The sequence below is a fragment of the Thiohalophilus thiocyanatoxydans genome (assembly GCF_004366735.1).
Classification (GTDB): Bacteria; Pseudomonadota; Gammaproteobacteria; order UBA6429; family Thiohalophilaceae; genus Thiohalophilus; species Thiohalophilus thiocyanatoxydans.
Genome location: NZ_SOQX01000001.1, coordinates 533292 through 550915, shown reverse-complemented (window position 1 = coordinate 550915; position 17624 = coordinate 533292). Strand labels below are relative to the sequence as shown.

At 58.6% G+C, this 17624-nt stretch carries 20 protein-coding genes; 12 read left to right on the top strand and 8 right to left on the bottom strand.

The features are described from left to right. The first annotated feature begins 4 nt into the window (after positions 1-4). The 4 genes from pyrR to EDC23_RS02585 are packed head-to-tail and all read left to right on the top strand — an operon-like array spanning position 5 to position 3604. On the top strand, positions 5-472 hold the full coding sequence (gene pyrR / locus EDC23_RS02600) for a bifunctional pyr operon transcriptional regulator/uracil phosphoribosyltransferase PyrR (RefSeq protein ID WP_243830702.1): 468 nt from the start codon (positions 5-7) through the stop codon (positions 470-472). After that, positions 469-1449: an aspartate carbamoyltransferase catalytic subunit gene (locus EDC23_RS02595; protein ID WP_134080822.1), complete on the top strand. Its 981-nt coding sequence runs from the start codon at positions 469-471 to the stop codon at positions 1447-1449. The genes pyrR and EDC23_RS02595 overlap by 4 nt, the downstream gene beginning before the upstream one ends. Beyond that, positions 1449-2732: a dihydroorotase gene (locus EDC23_RS02590; protein ID WP_134080820.1), complete on the top strand. Its 1284-nt coding sequence runs from the start codon at positions 1449-1451 to the stop codon at positions 2730-2732. The genes EDC23_RS02595 and EDC23_RS02590 overlap by 1 nt, the downstream gene beginning before the upstream one ends. Then, positions 2729-3604 (top strand): dihydroorotate dehydrogenase electron transfer subunit, encoded by an 876-nt coding sequence (locus tag EDC23_RS02585; RefSeq protein WP_208321248.1) that lies wholly within the window; start codon positions 2729-2731, stop codon positions 3602-3604. The genes EDC23_RS02590 and EDC23_RS02585 overlap by 4 nt, the downstream gene beginning before the upstream one ends. A 172-nt stretch (positions 3605-3776) precedes the next feature. Here EDC23_RS02585 and EDC23_RS02580 read toward each other — a convergent pair whose 3' ends face one another. The 6 genes from EDC23_RS02580 to EDC23_RS02555 form a co-directional block, all read right to left on the bottom strand. Next, the gene (locus EDC23_RS02580; protein ID WP_134080818.1) at positions 3777-4184 is read right to left on the bottom strand and encodes a DCC1-like thiol-disulfide oxidoreductase family protein; all 408 of its coding nucleotides are present in this window, start codon (positions 4182-4184) and stop codon (positions 3777-3779) included. A gap of 259 nt (positions 4185-4443) precedes the next feature. Continuing rightward, on the bottom strand, positions 4444-4887 hold the full coding sequence (locus EDC23_RS02575) for a CopD family protein (RefSeq protein WP_134080816.1): 444 nt from the start codon (positions 4885-4887) through the stop codon (positions 4444-4446). A gap of 105 nt (positions 4888-4992) precedes the next feature. Further along, complete coding sequence (locus EDC23_RS02570) at positions 4993-5487, bottom strand: TspO/MBR family protein (protein ID WP_134080814.1); 495 nt, start codon at positions 5485-5487, stop codon at positions 4993-4995. A 3-nt stretch (positions 5488-5490) separates the two neighbouring features. Beyond that, positions 5491-5742, bottom strand: a complete 252-nt coding sequence (locus EDC23_RS02565) for a GlsB/YeaQ/YmgE family stress response membrane protein (RefSeq protein WP_134080812.1) — start codon at positions 5740-5742, stop codon at positions 5491-5493. A 14-nt stretch (positions 5743-5756) separates the two neighbouring features. Further along, on the bottom strand, positions 5757-5972 hold the full coding sequence (locus EDC23_RS02560; RefSeq protein ID WP_134080810.1) for a DUF3185 family protein: 216 nt from the start codon (positions 5970-5972) through the stop codon (positions 5757-5759). A 28-nt stretch (positions 5973-6000) separates the two neighbouring features. Then, complete coding sequence (locus EDC23_RS02555) at positions 6001-6363, bottom strand: hypothetical protein (protein WP_134080808.1); 363 nt, start codon at positions 6361-6363, stop codon at positions 6001-6003. 604 nt (positions 6364-6967) lie between these two features. Here EDC23_RS02555 and EDC23_RS14315 point away from each other — a divergent pair. Further along, entirely contained in the window at positions 6968-7639 is a 672-nt protein-coding gene (locus EDC23_RS14315; protein WP_134080806.1) for an OmpA family protein, read from the top strand. An 852-nt stretch (positions 7640-8491) separates the two neighbouring features. On the opposite strand, the gene EDC23_RS02545 is transcribed toward EDC23_RS14315, so the two are convergent. Together EDC23_RS02545 and EDC23_RS02540 are read right to left on the bottom strand one after the other, a co-directional pair. Then, on the bottom strand, positions 8492-9616 hold the full coding sequence (locus tag EDC23_RS02545) for a PilT/PilU family type 4a pilus ATPase (protein ID WP_134080804.1): 1125 nt from the start codon (positions 9614-9616) through the stop codon (positions 8492-8494). A 45-nt stretch (positions 9617-9661) separates the two neighbouring features. After that, positions 9662-10699 carry a type IV pilus twitching motility protein PilT gene (locus EDC23_RS02540; protein ID WP_134080801.1) on the bottom strand — a complete coding sequence of 346 codons (1038 nt, stop codon included), beginning with the start codon at positions 10697-10699 and terminating at the stop codon, positions 9662-9664. A gap of 127 nt (positions 10700-10826) precedes the next feature. Here EDC23_RS02540 and EDC23_RS02535 point away from each other — a divergent pair, with 127 nt between their 5' ends. The 7 genes from EDC23_RS02535 (at position 10827) to metW (ending at position 17555) form a co-directional block, all read left to right on the top strand. After that, a complete protein-coding gene (locus EDC23_RS02535) occupies positions 10827-11540 on the top strand; it encodes a YggS family pyridoxal phosphate-dependent enzyme (protein ID WP_134080799.1) in 714 nt (237 codons plus the stop codon). A 305-nt stretch (positions 11541-11845) separates the two neighbouring features. Next, positions 11846-12667, top strand: a complete 822-nt coding sequence (gene proC, locus EDC23_RS02530) for a pyrroline-5-carboxylate reductase (protein ID WP_134080797.1) — start codon at positions 11846-11848, stop codon at positions 12665-12667. Positions 12668-12670: 3 nt separating this feature from the next. Next, positions 12671-13279 (top strand): YggT family protein, encoded by a 609-nt coding sequence (locus EDC23_RS02525; RefSeq protein ID WP_134080796.1) that lies wholly within the window; start codon positions 12671-12673, stop codon positions 13277-13279. Further along, positions 13263-13553: a DUF167 family protein gene (locus EDC23_RS02520; protein ID WP_134080794.1), complete on the top strand. Its 291-nt coding sequence runs from the start codon at positions 13263-13265 to the stop codon at positions 13551-13553. Before EDC23_RS02525 ends, EDC23_RS02520 begins: the two co-directional genes overlap by 17 nt. A 219-nt stretch (positions 13554-13772) precedes the next feature. Beyond that, positions 13773-15719, top strand: a complete 1947-nt coding sequence (locus EDC23_RS02515; RefSeq protein WP_134080792.1) for a dynamin family protein — start codon at positions 13773-13775, stop codon at positions 15717-15719. Positions 15720-15810: 91 nt separating this feature from the next. Further along, a complete protein-coding gene (gene metX, locus EDC23_RS02510; RefSeq protein ID WP_134080790.1) occupies positions 15811-16959 on the top strand; it encodes a homoserine O-succinyltransferase MetX in 1149 nt (382 codons plus the stop codon). Further along, a complete protein-coding gene (metW, locus tag EDC23_RS02505; protein WP_134080788.1) occupies positions 16956-17555 on the top strand; it encodes a methionine biosynthesis protein MetW in 600 nt (199 codons plus the stop codon). The genes metX and metW overlap by 4 nt, the downstream gene beginning before the upstream one ends. The last annotated feature ends 69 nt before the right edge of the window (positions 17556-17624 follow it).

Sequence of the window (17624 nt, the reverse complement as noted above, 5' to 3'; positions counted from 1 at the left end):
CCCGATGGCCGGCGATCTGCAATCCCTGCTCAACTCACGGCATATCACCGATCCGGCCATCATCGGCATCCACACCGGTGGCGCCTGGATCGCCGAACGGATTCATCAGCAACTCAAGCCCGAGCAACCGCTGGGCACGCTCAACATCACCTTCTATCGCGACGACTTCACCCGCATCGGTCTGCATCCGCAGGTGGAGCCCTCCAACCTGCCGTTCTCGGTCGATGATCGGCACATCGTGCTGATCGACGACGTGCTGCACACCGGGCGCACGATTCGCGCCGCCATGAACGAAATTTTCGACTACGGCCGGCCCGCCTCGATCATCCTGGCCTGCCTGGTGGAACGCAGCGGGCGCGAACTGCCCATCTGCGCCGACGTGGCCGGCGAGCGCCTGACTCTCGAGGCGCACCAGCATGTCAAACTGACCGGGCCGGATCCGCTGGAGCTGTTAATCCAGGAGAGCAAATGAAACGGCAGGATATTCAATGCGACAGCCAGGGCCAGTTGCGCCATTTTCTGACCATTGAAGGGCACAAGCGCGAGACCCTCACCCAGATACTCGATACCGCCGAAAACTTCGTTACCGTCGGCAACCAGCCGGTCAAGAAAGTCCCGCTGTTGCGCGGCAAGACCATCGTCAACCTGTTCTTCGAATCCAGTACCCGCACCCGCACCACCTTTGAGCTGGCCGCCAAGCGGCTCTCCGCCGACGTGCTCAACGTCAACATCAGCACCTCCTCCACCAGCAAGGGCGAGAGCCTGCTCGACATGCTGCATAACCTGGAGGCGATGCACTGCGACATGTTCGTGGTGCGCCACGAACAAAGCGGCGCGGCCCATTTTATCGCCCAGCACGTGGTACCGCACATCAGTATTATCAACGCCGGCGACGGGCGTCACGCCCATCCGACCCAGGCGATGCTCGATGTGTTCACCATTCGCAAGCACAAACCCGACTTCACCGCGCTGCGCGTGGCCATCGTCGGGGATCTGATGCACTCGCGGGTGGCCCGCTCGCAGATCCACGCCCTCAATACCCTGGGGGTGCCGGAAATCCGCGCTATCGGCCCCTGCACCCTGATCCCGCCCTACCTGGAGCAGATGGGTGTGCATGTCTATCACGATGTCCGCGAGGGACTGAAGGACGTGGATGTGGTGATCATGCTGCGCCTGCAACGCGAGCGCATGGACGGCGCCCTGCTGCCCAGTGAACTGGAGTATTTCCAGACCTACGGCCTGACCCAGGAGAAACTGGCGCTGGCCAAACCCGACGCCATCGTCATGCACCCCGGCCCCATTAACCGCGGCGTGGAGATCGAGTCGAGCGTTGCCGACGGGCCCCAGTCGGTGATTCTGGAACAGGTCAGCAACGGCATCGCGGTGCGCATGGCGGTCATGTCGGTGGTGCTGGGCCGCAAACCGTCCGGCGAGGAGGGGGAAGCCTGATGCGTATCCATATAAAAGGGGGGCGCCTCATCGACCCGGCCAACCAGATCGATGGCCGGCATGATCTCTATCTCGCCGACGGCCAGGTGGCCGCCATCGACACGGCGCCGGACGGCTTCAGCGCCGATCAGGTGATCGACGCCACGGATCGGATCGTGATCCCCGGGCTGGTGGATCTCAACGCCCGCCTGCGCGAGCCGGGCCAGGAGCACAAATCAACCATCGCCAGCGAGACCCGCGCCGCGGCCGCCGGCGGCATCACCACGTTGTGCGTGCAACCGGATACCGATCCGATTATCGACACCCCGGCGGTCGCCGAGCTGATCCATCACCGCGCCCGCCAGGCCGGCTATGCCCGGGTGGTGACCCTGGGCGCCCTGACCGTGCAGTTGCAGGGCGAACACCTGAGCGAGATGGAAGAGCTGATGCGCGAGGGCGGCTGTATCGCCGTCAGCAACGCCCTGCAGCCGCTGAACAATACCCTGGTCTATCGCCGCGCCCTGGAATACGCCGCTAACTTCAATCTGACGGTGTTTATCTACGCCAACGATCCCTGGCTGAGCAATACCGGCTGCGCCCACGAAGGGGCCATCAGCACCCGGCTCGGCCTGCCCGGGATTCCCGAATCGGCCGAGACCGTGGCGGTGGCCCGGGATCTGATGCTGATTGAACAGACCGGGGTACGCGCGCACTTCATGCATTTGAGCTGCACCCAGTCGATCCAGAAGATCGCCCGCGCCCGGCACGACAACCTGCCGGTCTCGACCGACGTGGCCGCCCATCAGCTCTATCTCACCGAGATGGACATCGGCGACTTCAACAGTGCCTGCCATGTGATCCCGCCGCTGCGCACCCGGCGCGATCTGGACGGCCTGCGCGCCGGTCTGGGCAAGGGCACCATCAACGCCATCAGCTCGGCCCACCAGCCGCACGATCCCGATGCCAAGCTGGCGCCGTTTTGCGAGACCGAACCGGGTATCTCGGCACTGGAGACCCTGCTGCCGCTGACCCTGCGCCTGGCGGAGGAAAACGTCATGTCCCTCTCCGACGCCATCGCCCGGATCACCCACGAGCCGGCCACGATTCTCGGCATCGACGGCGGCCGCCTCGGGGTCGGTGATCGCGCCGATGTCTGCATCTTCGATCCCGACGAGCGCTGGACCGTCGATTACAACACCCTGGCCAGTGCCGGCAAGAACACGCCGTTTCTCGGCTGGGAGATGCAGGGTCGGGTCAACCAGACCCTGCTGGCCGGCGAATCCGTTTATCAGGTCAACCTGTGAACGCCGCCCTGTCACAGCGCGAGACGATTTTTGTCGAAGAGGCCGAGATTCTGGCGCACGACGCCCACCCCGGCGATCAATACACCCTGCGTCTGCAGGCGCCGCAGATCGCCGCCCGCGCCCTGCCCGGCAGCTTCGTGCATCTGACCGTCAACGCCCAGCGTCCCATGCGCCGGCCCATCTCGATCATGCGGGTCGATGCGCAAAAGGGTTACGTGGATCTGCTCTACAAGGTGTTCGGTGAAGGCACCGCGCTTTTGGCGCAAAACGGCATCGGCGATACGCTGAACCTGATGGGGCCCATCGGCAAGCCGTTCGAATTTCATGCTGACAAAAAGCGCCCCTTGCTGATCGGCGGTGGCGTCGGCATGCCGCCGATGATCTTCTGCGCCGATGTTCTGCGCCAGGACACAAATTACCAGCCCTTTGTGATCCTCGGCTCCGAAGTGCCCTTTCCCTTCCAGAGCCAGCCGTCCGAATTCATGGTTCCCGGCATGCCCGGGGGTGTTATCGCAGCCATGCCGTTGATCGAACAGTGGAACATCCCCTCGCGCCTGACCAGCACGCAGGGCTACCCCGGTTGCCATGACGGTTACGTCACCGACCTTGCCCGCCACTGGCTCGATTCCCTGGCGGATGAAGAACGTCATGAAGTGGAAATCTTCAGTTGCGGCCCGCACCCCATGCTGGAAGCCGTCGCCAGACTCGCTAAAGAATACGATCTGCCCTGCCAGGTCTCGCTGGAAGAATTCATGGCCTGCGCAGTCGGCGGTTGCGCCGGTTGCGTGGTGCAGGTTCAAACTGAACAGGGTCCGGCCATGAAACGCGTCTGTGTCGACGGACCAGTGTTCGACGCCTACGCTGTTTTCTGAAAAGGAGCCTCAACGCAGAGGCGCGAAGGCGTTTATGCCCGTTGTTTGGGTGCAGAGGACCGCAGAGTAAAAATTATTTCGTCATTCCGGCGAATGCCGGAATCCAGGCATCACCGTAAACCCGATATAATCAAAAAGAAATTCTACCCATCTCCGGTTAATATACAGCCGGTCAGAAGGTTTCGTTACCCGGTATGCCGAGATTGTTGATTCGTGTCTTGCCCAGAAGCTTGAGTAACAGGTTGCGAAAAGATCGAAACACCGGGTACAACACGCGAGAGCGTCTTTGTGAGCTGAACAGCCAGTAATTGAACCGATTGAACACGCCCGAGCGCTGACTGATCAACGCCAGCATATGGATGGCATCAGCCCCGTAGTACAACCTGTCACCCATTTTCAGTACCATCCCTTGATCGATATCCAGGCCATTGTCGGTGATCTCCCGCAGCACCTCGCTGTCATCGCGCGCATCGACAATTTGCAGATCCCCAACACTCTCGCGAATCCGAACAAGCCGGCAATACATGTCACAGACCGGACACTCCTTGTCATAGACCAGCAATAGCGCGGGTTGTGTCATAGTTTCCGGCTCATATCGACCTGAATTGTATTCCGAATACCGCCTTTTCCCGGTAAGCTTTGGTCATCATGAAATCACTCCTGACAGGACGAGTCTCTGCATACCGACCCACAAGTGACCTTCACGGACCAAGCATAGCAAACTTTGCGACGAGCAGGCTGACCGACAGTCATAGCGGATTTCAAAAACCCTTTGATGCAGTATTACAATAGCTGCGGCGCCGGACGCCGAAATCAGGCCGGTTATGAGTGAAGATGATTCAATAAAACCAGCCGGTCCGAAATGACACGCCAACGATCACAAACAACACAGAAATGATAGTTACAGGGATCACATGCCAGGCCAGAGCGACCAGGTTGTTTTCAGAAAGATTGGGAATAATCCGCAGACGCGCATCGACCGCAAAAACGGCGGTCACTAACAGCAACAACAGCTTGATGCCCACAAGTTGCGAAACCGAACCGTCGAAGCTGAACCACCGGGCCACGTCCGGCACCATGCGCCAGGCCAGCATGATGCCGGTGATCACCTGTACCAGCAGCGCCGGGATTCCGATCTTTTCATAGCCCGACTCGAAACGCAGCAGTTCCCCGGCAGAGCGCCGGCGTAACACTCCCGGCAGCACGACCAGAGACAGTACAAGATGTCCGCCGGTCCAGATCGTCGCGCCGAGAAGATGTAACAGCAACAGGATATCGAACATACCCTCCACTCTCCGTGCAATATGTCATTACCCGTAATGGATGGACTATGACAGAACGAGCCTGACCCTCGCCATTGCCGGATCAACACTACCCCCCGGCACGGTTTAAAGTAATGCCGGATTGAGCTGCCAGACCGTGTAATTCAATATTACGGCAAAACCGACCCACAGCAGATAAGGCACCAGTAACACCCCCGCCAAATGACTGGTGTGCCAGAAGGCCACCAGCGTTGCCAGGATCAACCCCCACAACAGGAGCACCTCGGCAAATGCCCAGCCGCCGAGATGCCAGCCGAAAAACAGCCAGCTCCACAGCACATTAAAAACAAGCTGAACGAAATACAGCGACAGCGCAACCCGCGCACCGGCAACGCCGTTGGTGCGCCAGACCAGCCAGGCGGCGATGGCCATCAGGACAAACAGGGTCGTCCACACCGGCGAGAATACCGACCCGGGCGGCGCCCAGGCCGGCCGCTCGAGCTGAAGATAAAACGATCCGGCTTCGATCGAGGCCCAGGCACCCAGAGCCGCCGCCACCAAGGTCAGCAACAGCCAGAGAAGCAGACCGGCGAACTGCCGGGGCACGGACAGCACAGACATGGTTCAGACTTTTTTGATCAGCAGGACGATATACAGCAGGACAATCGCCCCCACCGTCGCGGTAATGATCTCGCCAATCAACCCGGTCGCGGCCAGGCCGAGTACCCGGAACATGACCCCGCCGAGCACCGCGCCGACGATCCCGACCACGATGTTTCCCAGCACGCCAAACCCGCGTCCCGTGATCACCTTGCCGGCGATCCAGCCCGCCAGTGCGCCGATTAACAAAAAGACAATCAGGCCGGTAATATCCATAGTTCCTCCACAAGTTATCGTTTCACAGCGAGATAGAGGCCCACAACAAAGCTGGCCGCCCCGCCGATATAGAACATCATCACCCTGTCGCGTTCCGCGCCGGTCAGTGCTTCGGTTATTTGCGAACCGACAGACTGGGATAACTGGTAACCCCAGATCGCCAGCCCGATGCCGACCACGATAAGTGCCAGTCCCAGAACCTTGCCTGTCGGACTCGAACCCTTTGCCATTGTCATCTCCTGATAAGAATTAGGTTAATTACGGCTTGCAGAGCTTTGTCACTGCCGCCGCAGGTTCCCCACGGCAACGCCAGCGTATCTTTTCGCCCTCCACCACCGCGCTCAAGGTCATCCTGAGCGAGTACGATTTCCCAGTAATTATCATCCTGCCCTGCTCGTCAAGCACCAGCGAACCGATTAGATCCGAACACTTGTTGTTGAACTTTACATCGACCACGCCCTTACTGAGAACCTGTCGCGCCACTCGTTCACGAAAATTCTGCGTGCATTTCAGCATCGAAGCCGATGCGATTCTTGAAAGTGTCTCCTCATCCGATTTCGGCAGCATAAACAACAGTACCGCGAATAAGAGAATAACACCAACGACCCACCGGCTAATCATTTGCAATCACCTGATTCATACTGAGAGCGCGGCATCTTGGAATTTTCTATATGCCTACCAGGAAGCAGCATCACCCTGTACGCTGGTACGTTAGTACAAGCAAGGCATCGAATACAAAAAATACCGTAAAAGCCCCTTCCCACCGAACCAGTTTTTTCAGTCCTCAGAGTATTGTGCGAATCCGAGGTTGTTACCTTATTCATTAAACCACCTGCATGGAGCGGACAATAAGAAAGGTGATACAGGGATTGTTTTTAACCTGTTCGCTCGCCTTACTCCTTCCTTTGTGCCGGTCAAAATTTACCCCCTCCACACCCCCTTTTCTCTTTTCCAGGCTTTTCTGAGGCAAAACAGGCAGGGATTATTGCTCCGCTGAATTGTATGCGTCGGGGCCGACGGTAAGCAGATCCGTGCTGACCGCACCATTTGTCATCCCTGAAAATGGTACACCTACTTATTCAGTATAGTCAGGGTTGGCACAGTAAAAAAATTCTTACTTTGACCAACTTCAAATAAATGTCACCAAATATGGGCTTTAAATATCTTTCAATGAACATGGCGCCTATACTTTCCGTATTGCAATCAAGAAACAGGAATTGAGAATATGAACAAACTGCTTTTAGTTGTGGGCCTATCTGCAACGCTGGCGCTGACCGGCTGCACAACCTTTGACCCCTATACCGGCGAAGAGAAAACCAGCAATACCGCCAAGGGTGCGGGAATCGGCGCGGGTACCGCGCTGGTCGTCTCTTATCTTGCCAACAAAGACAAATCAAGCAGCGAACGCCAAAAACGCATGCTGCGCGATGCCGGTATCGGCGCCATTGTCGGCGGCGGCGTGGGTTATTACATGGACACCCAGGAAGCCAAGTTACGCAAACAACTGCGCGGTACCGGGGTCAGTGTTGAGCGTGATGGGGACAATATCAACCTGATCATGCCCGGCAACATCACCTTCCCGACAGACGGCAGCAACCTGCGAGCTGATTTTCATTCGGTTCTAGATTCAGTAGCGCTGGTACTCGATGAATATGAAAAAACAATTATCGTCGTTGCCGGTTATACCGATTCACGGGGATCAGATTCTTATAACCAGTCCCTCTCAGAAAGACGCGCACAAGCTGTGGCAGATTACCTGAAATCGAAAGAAATCATTCCGGCCCGATTTGAAATCGTCGGCTTTGGAGAACGTAACCCGATCGCCGACAACTCCACCGCAGAAGGACGCAGCCTGAACCGACGCGTCGAGCTTTCGCTGGTCCCTATTACTGAATAACTTCCATTTACAATTATCAGTGTCGCTCAAAGGGTCAGGGGACTTGAGATCAGCATGACGCCCGGATTTAAAGTATCCCTCTCTTTTTATCGTTATTATTAACCAAGCACCACGGGGCTGCGAAAGGCAAAAGACAAGACCACCGGCCCCAGCAGCCCGTAAATCCCCACAAGCCGCAACCCCAGTGCGAGAAGCTCAATTCCTTTCATTATTCATCCTTAGATTACCTGGCTAATTTTTAATCCCTCCGTCACCTTTTTCTCTCCTTTTTCTCTTAGTTAGATGCCGAGCATCATAAACAGTGCCGGGGGACGAGTTACGAGGGGCGAAGGAGGTTTGAGAGTGTTCGGTACGTGGAACGCACCCTATCGCTATGAAATTTCATTCCCGTCAGACGACGCCGAGCATCGCAGTGGAAGGAGGAATAGCCCGAAGGGTGCGCGCAGGGTGCCCTGACCCATCGGAGATGGGTAGGGTTGCCCTGACGCTGAAAGCGTAGGGTACTCACAATGAACCCGGAGGGTTCTGTGAGACAACATAATGAAACCCGAAGGGGTTCTATGAGACAAGCCGCCACTCGCCAGTCGGCACAGGGACGTGCCGTCTGGCGAGCCCGACTGGAATGAGAAGCGCAGGGAACCGGTGTAGCAATTGATAAATTGCTACACCGGCGGTGTTTTCGGGGGAGCTTCTTTGGGTACTTTCTAGTCGGTACAAGAAAGTACCTCGCCGCGCGGGCGCGAGAGCCCGCTTTCAAGATCAAGCTCGCCCGGAGGGCGGTCATTCTGATAAAGGCTTGATGCTTGATCACCCCTCCCTCACCCTCCCCTTGCAGGGGAGGGGAACAGGGGTTCAGGTTTCCTGAATAGTAATCCCGTCCAACGCCCCGGTCATCGCATCCACATCCTCGCCTTTAGTCTCGCCCAGCTTGATCATCAGGCGCAGTTCGTTGGCGGAATCGGCGTAGTTGATGGCGTCTTCGTAGGTGATGCTGCCTTCACTGTAGAGTCTGAACAGAGCCTGATCGAAGGTCTGCATGCCGCTCTGGGTGGACTTGGCCATCAGTTCCTTCATTTTGGACACTTCCCCCTTGCGGATGTGATCGGCCATCAACGGGGTGTTGATCAATATCTCGGCACAGAGCACCCGGCCATCGCCGTCGGGGGTCGGAATCAGTTGCTGGGCGATCATCGCCTTGAGATTGAGTGACAAATCGAGATAGAGCTGGTTGAAGCGATCCTCGGGGAAAAAGTTGACAATACGATCCAGTGCCTGGTTGGCGTTGTTGGCGTGCAGGGTCGCCAGACACAGATGACCGGTTTCGGCGAAGGCGATGGCGTGTTCCATGGTTTCGCGCGAACGGATCTCGCCGATCAGAATCACGTCGGGAGCCTGGCGCAGGGTATTCTGCAGTGCCACTTCGAAACTCTCGGTATCCAGCCCCACCTCACGCTGGGTAACGATGCAACCTTCGTGATGATGAATGAACTCGATCGGATCCTCGATGGTGATGATATGGCCGGCACTGTTCTTGTTGCGATGGCCAACCATGGCCGCCAGCGAACTCGACTTACCCGAACCGGTGCCACCGACGAAGATCACCAGCCCTCGCTTGGTCATGGCGATGTCGCGCAATACCGGCGGCAGCTTCAACTCCTCGAAGTTGGGGATCTTGACCTCGATTTTACGCAGCACCATGCCGGCGTGGTTGCGCTGACGAAAGGCGCTGACACGAAAGCGGCCCACGCCGGAGGCGGAGATGGCGAAATTGCATTCGTGATGCTCTTCGAACTCCGCCTTCTGTGACGCGTTCATGATGCCCTTGACCAGCTCCTCGGCCTGTGCCGGCGTCAGTGTCGCCTGGGTCACGGGCATAATCTTGCCGTTGACCTTCATACTCGGTGCGACGCCGGCAGTGATAAACAGATCCGAAGCGTTTTTATGCACCATCAATTTCAATAATGATTCAAAATCCATGACATTAACCTCAAGTCAGCGACCGGCATCCGCCAGTCTGACAGATTACTCGAACGTATCCTTACTGGCCGCCTTGAGCCGGGCTTCCTGCTTGCTGACCACGCCGCGCTGGACCAGATCCTGCAGGTTCTGATCCAGGGTCTGCATGCCGTATTGTTGACCGGTCTGTATGGCCGAGTACATCTGCGCCACCTTGTCCTCGCGAATCAGGTTACGGATGGCCGAGGTGCCGACCATGATCTCGTGGGCCGCAACCCGGCCGCCACCGATCTTCTTGAGCAGGCTCTGGGCGATGACCGCGCGCAGCGACTCGGACAACATGGAGCGCACCATGCCCTTTTCCGCCGCCGGGAACACGTCGACAATACGATCGATGGTCTTGGCGGCGGAGCTGGTATGCAGCGTGCCGAACACCAGATGGCCGGTTTCCGCGGCGGTCAGGGCCAGGCGAATGGTCTCCAGATCACGCAGCTCGCCCACCAGGATGATATCCGGGTCCTCACGCAGGGCCGAGCGCAGCGCCTCGCTGAAGCCGAGGGTGTCGCGGTGCACCTCGCGCTGGTTGACCAGACACTTCTTGGACTCGTGGACGAATTCGATCGGATCCTCGATGGTCAGAATATGACCATAATCGTTTTCGTTCTTGTAGTCGACCATGGCGGCCAGAGTGGTGGACTTCCCCGAACCGGTCGGGCCGGTCACCAGCACGATGCCGCGCGCGTTGTCGGAGACCTCCTTGAACACGGGCGGGCAGTTGAGATCCTCCAGGGTCATAATCTTGGAGGGGATGGTCCGAAATACGGCCGCCGCGCCGCGGTTGTGGTTGAACACGTTCACACGAAAACGGGCCAGTCCCTGGATCTCGAAGGAAAAGTCCGTCTCCAGAAACTCCTCGAAATCCTTGCGCTGCTTGTCGTTCATGATGTCGTATATCAGCGAGTGCACGGTCTTGTGCTCCATCGCCGGGATATTGATACGCCGCACGTCCCCGTCGACACGAATCATCGGCGGCAGTCCGGCGGACAGGTGCAGGTCCGAAGCGCCGTTTTTGACGCCAAAGGCCAGTAATTCGGTAATGTCCATCAGATAATCACTCTTTATTTAGATCGTTGTTATGATACAGCTCTGAACAGCAGACCTTTCGGTTATCGGTAGGTCGTCTGATTTCTTGACCGTCACTAAACTACCGCCGCAACGCCCGCGAGGCAACATGAACAGCATAGCGCAACGACTCGAAAGCGTTAGGGAACATATCACACATGCCGAAAAACAGGCCGGGCGCCCGCCCGGTTCGGTGCAGCTGCTGGCGGTGAGCAAGACCCGCCCGGCCGAGGATTTGCGCGCGGCACTGGGGGCCGGGCAGACCCGCTTCGGTGAGAGTTACCTGCAGGATGCCCGGCCCAAGATCACCGCGCTGGCCGATGCGCCCATCGAATGGCATTTCATCGGTCCGATCCAGTCCAACAAGACCCGCGAGATCGCCGAACATTTTGCCTGGGTACACAGCGTGGAGCGGCTCAAGATCGCCCGCCGTCTGAGCGAACAACGCCCGCCCGAACTGCCCCCGCTCAATGTCTGCCTGCAGATCAACACCTCCGGCGAGGCCAGCAAGGCCGGTGCCAGCCCGGCCGAGGCCCTGACACTGGCCCGCTCCATCGCCGAGCTGCCCCGCCTGCGCCTGCGCGGGTTGATGACCCTCCCCGCCCCGGCCGGGGACTTCGAGCAACAGCGTGTCCCCTTCCGGCAGTTGCGCCAGCTGTTCGATCAGCTCAATGCCGAAGGCCTGGCGCTGGACACCCTGTCGATGGGCATGACCGACGATCTCGAAGCCGCCATCGCCGAGGGTAGCACCATCGTGCGCATTGGCACCGCGGTATTTGGCGCACGAGCGCCAAATAAGGGACGAGGGACGAAGGACGAGTGACGAGGTTTTTTGCCGGGGCTGGTTTTAGATTACCCCTCCCTGGCCCTCCCCTTGAAGGGGAGGGGACCGTGTTTGCTAATTGCAAGGATTTGTTCCCCCTCCCACAGGGACGAGTCCATGGATGGACTCGGTAGAGCGAAGCAGGATGCCCGAGCCGAGGGGGCCAGGGGGAGGGGATATAAAAAACCTCGTCACTCGTCCCTCGTCCCTGGGAATCTCGACGAACACGCAGCACACCACGAAAGCACGGCCTCACCGCCCGCACAGCTTGAGCTTACGAGCCCATGCGGTTAACGTATGCCGCTATGAAAAACGCAACGATCGGTTTTATCGGCGGCGGCAATATGGCCCGCAGTCTTATCGGCGGGCTCTGCCAGAGCGACCTGCCGCCGGCTTCTCTGCATGTCTCCGAACCGGATGAGACCCGGCGCCAGGCGCTGCAGGACGATTTTGGCATCAGCGTGCACGCTGACAACCAGGCACTGGTCGACGCCTGCGAGGTCGTGGTGCTGGCGGTCAAGCCGCAGCAGCTCAAGGCGGTGATCACCGCCCTGCAGAGTCGTGCCGATGACGGCAAGCTCTATCTGACCATCGCCGCCGGCATCCGCACCGACTCCCTGCAACAGTGGCTGGGCGGCGAGCGCTCGATTGTACGCGCCATGCCCAACACCCCGGCGCTGGTGCAAAGCGGCGCCACCGGCCTGTACGCCAACCGGCATGTCACGGAGACGCAAAAAGGGCTGGCCGAATCGATTCTGCGCGCGGTCGGGCTGACCGTCTGGGTAACCGAGGAGGCGCAGATGGATGCGGTCACCGCGCTGTCGGGCAGCGGACCGGCCTACTTTTTTATGGTGATGGAGATGATGGAACAGGCCGCGGTCAAGCTGGGGCTGCCCACCGAGACCGCCCGCCTGTTGACCCTGCAGACCGCCTTTGGCGCGGCCAGGCTGGCGCTGGAGATCGAGGAAGACCCGGCGCAACTGCGCCGCAACGTCACCTCGCCGGGCGGCACCACCGAACAGGCCATCCAGGCGCTGGCGGATCACGACATCCAGCAGATGTTTGAACAGGCCCTGCAGGCCGCCCATGATCGGGCCCGCGAGCTGGCCGATGAACTGGGGCAATAAGCCATGAACTATGTCAGTAATGCCGGCGTCTTTTTGATCCAGACGATCTTCGGGCTGTATGCCCTGATCGTGATGCTGCGCCTGCTGCTGCAGGTGGTGCGGGCCGATTTCTATAACCCCATCTCCCAGTTTCTGGTCAAGGCCACATCCACCCCGCTGCGCCCCCTGCGCCGCTTCATCCCCGGCTATGCCGGGATCGATTTTGCGGCGGTCGTGTTGCTGCTGATCCTCAAGCTGGTCGAGATCACCCTGATCAGCCTGTTCCCCGAGTTTCCCACCCTCGCCATCGGCGGGGCGCTGGCGCTGGCCGTGGTCGAGCTACTGAAACTGCTGATCAATGTCTACATCTTCGGCATTATCATCATGGCGGTGCTCAGCTGGGTCTCGCCGGGGACCTATAACCCGGTGGCGGGCCTGTTGCACCAGCTCATGGAACCGGTGCTGCGCCCCTTCCGGCGCCTGCTGCCGCCGATGGGCGGGCTGGATCTGACCCCGCTGATCGCGCTGATTGCCCTGTGGCTGGTGATGTTGCTGTTCATCGCCCCGTTGCAGGACGGCATCTGCAGCCTGAGCCTGTTCAACAGCACCTACTGCCGTGCCCGGCTTCTATAGCTGGCAAAACGGCGATCTGTTACTGCGGATCTATCTGCAACCGCGCGCCAGTGTGGACGAGATCGTCGGCCCCCACGGCGAGGCGCTGAAGATCCGGGTCACCGCCCCGCCGGTCGAAGGCAAGGCCAACCGCAAACTGCGCGCCTTCCTGGCCGCTCAGTTCGACGTGCCGCCCACCCGGGTGACCCTGGAAAAAGGCCACGGCAGCCGGATCAAGCTGTGGCGCATTCACCAGCCCCGCCGGCTGCCGGCATTGATTGACCCCGCCGAATGACCGGCTGTACCGGGCGGTATTTTTTCGGGAATTTCGCGATAGTTAGAAGAGATTGTTAAACTTGTTCCTTGGCGGGCCGCTACCCCCTTTGCGGGCGACGCCCGGCGGAGCAAGAAATGTGTCGCAATTCACAGTTTGTCGATTGTGGCAGCGAAATATGTACGGCTATATTGCACAGTAAGTGACTTTTTCCGACCACAACCAGTAACCGGACTTCCCATGGCGACAGACCGTTTTACCGATCAGATGCAGGCTTACGGGCGCTGGCGCAGCGACCTCAACAGCGCGATCGAAAAATATCAGCACTGGCTGAATGCCAATAACATGAGCAATCCGGAGAGCGAACTGCGGATCTTCGAGCTGCTCGAGGCACTCAAGTCAGACCGTCTGACCATCGCCTTTGTCGCCGAGTTCGCGCGCGGCAAGACCGAGCTGATCAACGCCATTTTCTTCTCCGAGTATGATCGGCGTCTGCTGCCCTCGGACGCCGGGCGCACCACCATGTGCCCCACTGAACTGTTCTATGACTCCGCGGCGGACCAGAGCTATATTCGCCTGCTGCCCATCGAGACGCGACTGGAAGAGACCAGCATCCAGGAACACAAGAAAGAGCCCATCAACTGGACCACCATCGAGCTGGACACCAACTCCTCGGAAAAGATGGCCGAGGCGTTTCGCGAGGTGGTGCGCACCAAGCGGGTCCCGGCCCCGGTGGCCGCAAGGCTGGGCCTGGTGGACCCGGACGTGCATGCCGAAACCGACATGGTCGAGATTCCCAAGTGGCGTCACGGCCTGATCAGCTTTCCGCATCCCCTGCTCAAGGAAGGGCTGACCATTCTGGATACCCCGGGGCTCAACGCCATCGGTAACGAACCGGAACTGACGCTCAATATGCTGCCCAGCGCCCAGGCCGTGGTCTTCGTCCTGGCGGCCGACACCGGCGTGACCAAGTCCGACATGCAGATGTGGAACCAGTACGTCAAACCACTGGGCGGCGATGCCCGCCACGGCCGTATCATCGTGCTCAACAAGGTCGACACCCTCTGGGATGAGCTCAAGGACGACGACGAAATCGGGGTCAGTGTCGCCAACCAGTGCAAAAGCGCCGCCAAGATGCTGGGGATTGAGGCAAGCAATGTCTTCCCGGTATCGGCCCAGAAAGGCCTGCTGGCCAAAATCCGCACCGACGAGGAGCTGCTTCAACGCAGTAATATCATCGCCCTGGAATCGTTATTGGCGCGGGATATTCTGCCGCGCAAGCAACACCTGGTTCGAGACAGTATCGTCGGCGAGATTGGCGGCATGGCCCAGCAATCGCGCGATCTGATCGCCTCACGGGTGGCCGATGTCAATAAACAGCTTACTGAACTGAAAAGCCTCAGCGGCAAGAATGAAGATGTCATCACCCATCTGATGAAAAAGACCCGCGAGGAGCAGTCCACGTATCACAAAAGCGTGGAGAGCTTTCAGGCCAACCGCAAAGCCTTCAATGAAAAACATGACGAGCTGCTGAAGACCCTCAGCCTGAGCCGGCTCGACAAACTGATGTCCAAGACCCGCAAGGAGATGACCGGCAGCAAGTTCACCATGACGCTGAAGGGTGCCATGAAGGAGTTCTTTGACATCACCCAGGAAACCATGAGCACGGCCAGCAAGCAGACTGACCAGCTCAACATGATGCTGCAGACCATTTATCGACAGTTTAACAAAGAACATGATCTGAGCGACATCAAACCCCGACTGCTCAGCATGAGTAAATACAAACGCGAGCTGGATCGTCTCTATCACGAGGCCGAAGCCTACCGCAACAGTACCAAATTGACGGTGACCGAACAGGCCTTCGTGGTGAAGAAATTCTTTATTTCCATGGTCAGTCACGCACGCAACATCCTGTTCCAGGCCCACGAGGACGTTGAATCCTGGGGCAAGCGGGCCATGGCGCCGCTGGTGACGCAAATCAAAGAACACAAAAACCAGATGGAAAAACGGCTGGAAAGCCTGCGCAAGATCAACGAATCGCGCGATACCCTGCAAAACCGGATTCAGGAGCTGGAAAAAACCGCCGAAACGCTCAACGCCCAGCTGGACGATATCAACACGCTGATGGAAACCCTCAATCGGCCGCTAGAATCCTTTATCGAGCAGAATACGGCCCAGGTCGCCTGAGACCCGCAGCCGTCCCGCTTGCGCCGGGAGTGACCTGTCACTTAGACTTGTTGTCTTGTTGATCAATCAGGTCACGAAGACAGTTTATCCGATGCCCGAGACAATTCCCGCCGATTCCGTCGGTCTGGTTACCCCGCAAAAGCTGGTACACGACACCCCCCTCGATCTGGACTGTGGTCGAGCGCTGCCGGCGTTCGAGATGGTGTATGAGACCTACGGGCAGCTCAATGCACAAAAAGACAACGCGATTCTGATCTGCCATGCCCTGAGCGGCGACCATCACGCCGCCGGTTATCACAGCATGGAGGATCGCAAGCCGGGCTGGTGGGATACCTGCATCGGCCCGGGCAAGCCGATCGATACCAACCGCTTTTTCGTGGTTGCGCCGAACAACCTTGGCGGTTGCAAGGGCACCACCGGCCCCATGAGTACCAACCCCGAGACCGGCAAAGCCTACGGCCCCGATTTTCCCATTGTCACGGTCAGCGACTGGGTCCACAGCCAGGCGCTGCTGGCCGATCATCTTGGCATTGACCAGTGGGCCGCGGTCGCCGGGGGCAGCCTGGGCGGCATGCAGGCGCTGCAGTGGGCCATCGACTACCCGGACCGCCTGCGCCACAGCATCGTGATTGCCGGCGCGCCCAGGCTCTCGGCGCAGAATATCGGCTTTAACGAGATCGCCCGCCAGGCCATCATGTCCGATCCGGACTTCCACGAAGGGCGCTATTACGATTACAACACCATCCCACGACGCGGGTTAATGATCGCCCGCATGCTCGGACACATCACTTATTTGTCGGATCTCTCCATGCGCGCCAAGTTCGGCCGCGAGCTGCGCGAGGGCAAGATCAACTTCGGCTTTGATGTCGAATTTCAGGTGGAAAGCTACCTGCGCTATCAGGGCAAATCCTTCGTCGAGAAGTTCGATGCCAACACCTATCTGCTGATGACTAAGGTGCTGGATTATTTTGACCCGGCCAAGGAGTACGACGATGATCTCTCCGCCGCGCTGAAGGATACCCAAGCGGAATTTTTTGTCGCCGCGTTCACCGGCGACTGGCGCTTCGCACCGCAACGCTCGCGGGAGATCGTCAAGGCCCTGGTCAAGGGACGCAAGACTGTCAGTTACTCGGAGATCACGGCGCATCACGGCCATGATGCCTTCCTGATGCCGATCCAGGACTATATGGATGCATTGCGAACCTACATGAACCGGGTGGCACAGGGAGGCGCACAATGAGCCTGTTACGCTCGGAACTGCGCATGATCGCCGACTGGATTCGTCCCGGCTCCCACGTGCTGGATCTGGGTTGCGGCGACGGTACCCTGTTACGCTATTTGCATGAGAAGCGTCAGGTCACCGGGTACGGGATGGAAATCGATCAGGACAAGATCGTCAAGGCCATCGAGAACAACATCAATGTCATCCAGACCGACCTGGACGCCGGCCTGTCGGAGATCGAATCCGGGTCATTCGACTATGTGATTATGAGCGAAACCCTGCAGGCGGTCCGCTACCCGGACAAACTGATCGATGAAATGTTACGCATCGGTGCCGAAGCGATTATCACCTTCCCCAACTTCGGTCACTGGCGCTGCCGCCTGGAGCTGTTTCACGGGCGCATGCCGGTTACCCCTTCATTGCCCAACACCTGGTACAACACACCCAATATCCACCTGTGCACCATCACGGATTTCGAACAGTTGTGCGAAGACATGAGCCTCACCGTGCTGCAACGCATCGTGGTCGACCGGGATCACAAGCCCAGTGTCAGTGCCTGGCTGCTGCCCAACCTGATGGGTGAGATCGCCCTCTACCGGCTGCAGCGTCAGTAAGACCGGCGAAGCCAAAATCCGCAAGAAACCACCTTGTCAAGCAGGTTGAACGCGATTTTGTCGTCTATA

Coding starts and splice junctions, on each gene's coding strand:
- pyrR (WP_243830702.1), top strand. CDS start 5: ATGGCCGGCGATCTGCAATCCCTGCTCAACTCACGGCATATCACCGAT.
- EDC23_RS02595 (WP_134080822.1), top strand. CDS start 469: ATGAAACGGCAGGATATTCAATGCGACAGCCAGGGCCAGTTGCGCCAT.
- EDC23_RS02590 (WP_134080820.1), top strand. CDS start 1,449: ATGCGTATCCATATAAAAGGGGGGCGCCTCATCGACCCGGCCAACCAG.
- EDC23_RS02580 (WP_134080818.1), bottom strand. CDS start 4,184: ATGACACAACCCGCGCTATTGCTGGTCTATGACAAGGAGTGTCCGGTC.
- EDC23_RS02575 (WP_134080816.1), bottom strand. CDS start 4,887: ATGTTCGATATCCTGTTGCTGTTACATCTTCTCGGCGCGACGATCTGG.
- EDC23_RS02570 (WP_134080814.1), bottom strand. CDS start 5,487: ATGTCTGTGCTGTCCGTGCCCCGGCAGTTCGCCGGTCTGCTTCTCTGG.
- EDC23_RS02565 (WP_134080812.1), bottom strand. CDS start 5,742: ATGGATATTACCGGCCTGATTGTCTTTTTGTTAATCGGCGCACTGGCG.
- EDC23_RS02560 (WP_134080810.1), bottom strand. CDS start 5,972: ATGGCAAAGGGTTCGAGTCCGACAGGCAAGGTTCTGGGACTGGCACTT.
- EDC23_RS02555 (WP_134080808.1), bottom strand. CDS start 6,363: ATGATTAGCCGGTGGGTCGTTGGTGTTATTCTCTTATTCGCGGTACTG.
- EDC23_RS14315 (WP_134080806.1), top strand. CDS start 6,968: ATGAACAAACTGCTTTTAGTTGTGGGCCTATCTGCAACGCTGGCGCTG.
- EDC23_RS02545 (WP_134080804.1), bottom strand. CDS start 9,616: ATGGATTTTGAATCATTATTGAAATTGATGGTGCATAAAAACGCTTCG.
- EDC23_RS02540 (WP_134080801.1), bottom strand. CDS start 10,699: ATGGACATTACCGAATTACTGGCCTTTGGCGTCAAAAACGGCGCTTCG.
- EDC23_RS02535 (WP_134080799.1), top strand. CDS start 10,827: ATGAACAGCATAGCGCAACGACTCGAAAGCGTTAGGGAACATATCACA.
- proC (WP_134080797.1), top strand. CDS start 11,846: ATGAAAAACGCAACGATCGGTTTTATCGGCGGCGGCAATATGGCCCGC.
- EDC23_RS02525 (WP_134080796.1), top strand. CDS start 12,671: ATGAACTATGTCAGTAATGCCGGCGTCTTTTTGATCCAGACGATCTTC.
- EDC23_RS02515 (WP_134080792.1), top strand. CDS start 13,773: ATGGCGACAGACCGTTTTACCGATCAGATGCAGGCTTACGGGCGCTGG.
- metX (WP_134080790.1), top strand. CDS start 15,811: ATGCCCGAGACAATTCCCGCCGATTCCGTCGGTCTGGTTACCCCGCAA.
- metW (WP_134080788.1), top strand. CDS start 16,956: ATGAGCCTGTTACGCTCGGAACTGCGCATGATCGCCGACTGGATTCGT.